The organism is Petrotoga mexicana DSM 14811, assembly GCF_002895565.1.
Lineage (GTDB): Bacteria > Thermotogota > Thermotogae > Petrotogales > Petrotogaceae > Petrotoga > Petrotoga mexicana.
In genome coordinates, this window is the sequence record NZ_AZRN01000007.1 from 1 (window position 1) to 4,331 (window position 4,331).

General features: G+C 33.6%; 5 protein-coding genes and 1 rRNA gene. 4 read left to right on the forward strand and 2 right to left on the reverse strand.

Translation table 11 applies throughout. The features are described from left to right. Positions 1-901 (forward strand): M55 family metallopeptidase (locus X927_RS02455; RefSeq protein ID WP_245855454.1); only part of this gene is annotated, 901 nt, incomplete at its 5' end. 19 nt (positions 902-920) lie between these two features. Beyond that, complete coding sequence (msrA, locus tag X927_RS02460) at positions 921-1,442, forward strand: peptide-methionine (S)-S-oxide reductase MsrA (RefSeq protein WP_103076527.1); 522 nt, start codon at positions 921-923, stop codon at positions 1,440-1,442. Between the two features lie 122 nt (positions 1,443-1,564). Here msrA and X927_RS02465 read toward each other — a convergent pair whose 3' ends face one another. Next, on the reverse strand, positions 1,565-2,329 hold the full coding sequence (locus X927_RS02465; protein WP_103076528.1) for a TIGR00266 family protein: 765 nt from the start codon (positions 2,327-2,329) through the stop codon (positions 1,565-1,567). A gap of 277 nt (positions 2,330-2,606) precedes the next feature. Between X927_RS02465 and X927_RS02470 the strand changes: the two genes are divergently transcribed. Together X927_RS02470 and nusA are read left to right on the forward strand one after the other, a co-directional pair. Then, complete coding sequence (locus X927_RS02470; RefSeq protein WP_169925102.1) at positions 2,607-3,080, forward strand: ribosome maturation factor RimP; 474 nt, start codon at positions 2,607-2,609, stop codon at positions 3,078-3,080. A gap of 29 nt (positions 3,081-3,109) precedes the next feature. Continuing rightward, positions 3,110-4,135 (forward strand): transcription termination factor NusA, encoded by a 1,026-nt coding sequence (gene nusA / locus X927_RS02475; RefSeq protein ID WP_103076530.1) that lies wholly within the window; start codon positions 3,110-3,112, stop codon positions 4,133-4,135. A 103-nt stretch (positions 4,136-4,238) separates the two neighbouring features. Here the strand turns inward: nusA and rrf are convergent. Continuing rightward, positions 4,239-4,331, reverse strand: a 5S ribosomal RNA gene (gene rrf, locus X927_RS10450); the annotation flags it as partial.

Genomic DNA, 4,331 nt, shown 5'->3' on the forward strand with positions numbered 1-4,331 from the left:
TCCTTATGGGTGGGGAGCGGGGCAAGGGGCGCTATATATAGTTTTATGGGTTCTAAAGACATTGAGAATCATCAATAAGGAGATGATTATTATAAAAATATACATTTCATTTGATTTTGAAGGGCTTGGGGGTATTGCACAATGGAACGATGTCACAAAAAATAATAAAGATTACAAACAAACATATGCTGTTAGACAGTTAGAAGCTTTATTAGAAGAGTTAAAAGAACATGAGATCACTTTGTCAGATTCCCATGCGGAAGGGAACAACATTCCGTGGGAGATCACAGAAGAATTCCCAAACGTAAAATTAATCAGCGGTGGAATAAGAAAATATTATATGATGACCGGTATAGATGAATCTTTCGATAGGATGATCTTTTTTGGTTACCATGCTGGAGTTGGAGAGAAATACTCTACTATGGATCATACTTATTCAAGTTCCTCTATTCATAATATTTGGATCAATAAAGTAGAAATGAATGAAACTTTAATTAATGCCGCATACGGAGGTAGTTTTGGCGTTCCATTGGCAATGGTTGTTGGGGATGATAAACTCAAAAACCAATTGAATCCATATTTTAAACATTTATACTATGTAGAAACCAAAAGATCCTTAGGCAGATACTCTGCAGAGTTTAAACCTATGAAGCAACTACTGGAAGAAATTAAAAGCACAACTAAAGAAATGATAGATAAAAACAAAGAATATTTTGATGTCTACACATTCAACTCACCCATCGAGATGATTGTTGAATTTTCTGACACTTCAAAAGCTGATATGGTGGAATCTATGCCATTAACAGAAAGAATAGATGGAAGAAAGGTGAAAATAAGCAGCGACAATTATCGTGTGATTTTTGAAGCTCTTTTAGTGATAACATATATATGTGGAGCATAGAAAATAAGAGGTGATTAAAATGAGCGAAATACCAACAGATACAGCAATCTTTGCAGCGGGTTGTTTTTGGGGAGTAGAATACATGTTTAAAAAAGTCGCAGGTGTCATCGACGTAGTCAGTGGTTACACAGGTGGTTTTGTTGAAAATCCAACTTATGAACAGGTTTGTAGTGGAAAAACAGGTCATGCAGAATCCGTTTTAATTGTTTACGACCCAAACATAATAAGCTACGAATCATTAGTCAGATATTTTTTTGAAATTCATGACTTTAGCCAAGAAAATGGTCAGGGGCCCGACATTGGAGAGCAATATAGAAGCGAAATATTTTACATAAATGAGGAACAAAAAGCAATCGCAGAAAAAGTAAAAGACGAGTTAATCAATAGAGGTTTGAAAGTCGTAACCAAGATAACTAAAGCTTCAGAATTTTACAAAGCAGAGGATTACCACCAAAATTATTATGAAAAAACAGGAAAAGCCCCTTATTGCCACTTCAGAAGAAGGGTTTTTAAAAATGATTATATCAAATTCTTAGTGTAGAATAAGGGGAATACGTGACTTTCCTTCTGTTCATCAACCAATCGTAGATTGTTGTTTTAAAAATGACAAGGGTATAGAAGGATATATGATGATTTTTATTTTATTATTGGTATTTCCATAATTCAAAATCTTCGATCATCGTTGAACAATCCACCAATAAATCCTCTGCCCATATTTCTATTTTCTCCCTTGTTTTGATACTTTGCTGCAGCGTTTATTCTGTCTGCGAGTCTTGAAAACGGAAGACTTTGTAGATAAATTGTCCCTGGACCATTGAGTTTTGCTATGAACAAGCCTTCTCCACCAAAAAGTGAATTTCTAAAACCACCTATAAACTGAACATCATAATTCACAGTTTTAGAAAAACCTACCACACAACCGGTATCTACTTTTAAAATTTCACCGGGTTGTAATTGCCTTTCGATTAAAGCCCCTCCAGCATGAATAAAAGCCATGCCATGTCCTTCTAATCTTTGAAGAATGAAGCCTTCTCCACCAAATAACCCTGTGCCTATCCTTTTAGTAAACTCTACTTCTATTTCTATCCCATTTGCTGCACATAAAAAACTATCCTTTTGGCATATAAAAGTACCATTGAACTCTATTAAATCAATCGGTACAATCTTACCTGGATAAGGAGCTCCAAAAGCAACATGCCCTTTGCCTTCCCCACTTTGTACAAAGTTTGTTATAAAAAAACTTTCTCCAGTCATCATTCTTTTCAAACCTCTGAAAAGACCTCCACCTGTGTTGGTTTGCATCACTATTCCTTCTTCCATATACATCATAGCACCAACTTCAGCCCTAATCCCTTCTCCTGGGTCAAGCTCAATTTCCACTAGTTGCATGTCATCACCATAGATTTTGTAATCTACCATATCAGCCATTTTCTAAATCCTCCTTAAATTCCAAAATTTGTTGTCTTTAAAAACTCGATATATAGGGCTCCTTTGCCCCGCTGCGGTTTTAGTTCTTTCATATTATAATTTATTTATATGGAAAATTAAAAATAGAATTTTTTAGATAGTCTTGATTTTTATTTTTTTTATGATATAATATTAGTGGTAATTTAAAGAAAATTAATTAACAAAATGAGTGCCGAGGGCTTTTTGCCCTCGAGCTTTTTTATAAAAAATATTTTTTGAAATGAAAGGGGTGAATGCCATGTTAACCAACAAAGAAATTAAACAGTTAATATGGGAAAAAGCCGATAACGTTGCTTCTAAGTTGGGTCTTGAAATTTTTGATATCTTAATTAAAGGTAGTAATAAAAATAAAATTCTAGAGATTGTTATCGATAAAGCAGACGAATACGTGTCCATAGGAGATTGTGAAAGGTTTTCCAAGGCTTTCGACCCTTGGTTAGACGAAATTGATCTCTTTGACAAGAGTTATGAGTTAGTAGTTAGTTCTCCTGGACTCGATAGAAAATTGAGAGGCAAAAAAGATTACGAAAGATTCAAAGGAAAATTAGCAAAATTTATTTTAAAAGGTAAAGAAAAGAAACACCCTGTATTAATTGGGTATATTGAAGATGTATCGGAAGATCAGATTAAAATTACTGAAAAAGATTCTGGAAAATTATTCAACATTGATTTAATAGAAATAGATAAAGCCAATTTAGAAATTGAATTGTAAAATTTGAAAGATATAGGAGGTGTAGAACATTGAACTTAAATCTATTAGAAGCCATAGATGCCTTAGAAAGAGATAAAGGTATAAGTAGAGACTCGTTGGTCGATATTATAGCTAAATCTATTAAAAGTGCATACAAAAAAAATTATGGGGCAAAAAATGTTGAAATTGAAATTGATAAAAATCTAACAAAATTGAATGTTTATCAATTATGGAAAGTCGTTGAAAAAGTTGAAAACCCTAAAGAAGAAATTTCTTTGGAAGAAGCTAAAAAAATTAATCCAAAAATAGAAATAGGTGAAATGGTAAGAAAAAAGATTAATCTTAAAAAGGATTTTAGACGAGTTGCCGCTCAAACAGCCAAACAAGTCATACTTCAAAATTTGAAGGAACTAGAAAAGAAAAACTTGTTTGATAAATACGTAGCTTTAAAAAATAGAATTTCAACCGCCGAAATAATTAAAGTCAGTGATGAATATATTGACATTAGAATAGGAAAATTAGAGACCAAACTCCCTATGAAAGAAACAATTCCTGGAGAAACCTTTAAAAGCGGAGAACTTGTAAAAGTCTACATAAAAAACATTCAAAACACATCAAAAGGTCCAAAAATTATGGTTTCAAGAACAGCACCTGAACTCATTACAGAACTACTATCATCTATCGTACCCGAGATAGAAGAAGGTATCATAAAAATTGTAAAAATAGTCAGGGAACCAGGAATACGGACTAAAGTTGCTGTTGTTAGTTCCATGCCAGGAGTTGATCCTGTAGGTGCTTGTATCGGTGAAAAAGGCTCAAGAATTAGTGAGCTACTAAAAGAACTAAAAAATGAAAAAGTGGATATTATAGAATATTCAGAAGATCCTAAAATTTTTATAAAGCACGCTCTTGCCCCTGCTGAAGTAAAAAATATAATTCTTAACGAAGACGAAAGAACTGCTTTTGTTTACGTCCCTGAGAATCAACTTTCTTTAGCTGTGGGAAAGGGCGGTCAAACCGCTAGATTAGCAGCAAAAATTACCGGATGGAAAATCGATATTCACTCATTAAAATAAGTAAGAATAAGAAAAATACCGCATCTAACTGACTGATGCGGTATTTTTTTAAGGGGTGAGAAAATACAAATAAGTCAAAATATATTACTTTAAAAAAAAGTGAAGGGGGCGATACCTACTCTCACACGTCTTAGCGTACTACCATCGGCACGATACGGCTTAACCGTCAGGTTCGGTATGGTTCTGGGTGTTTCCC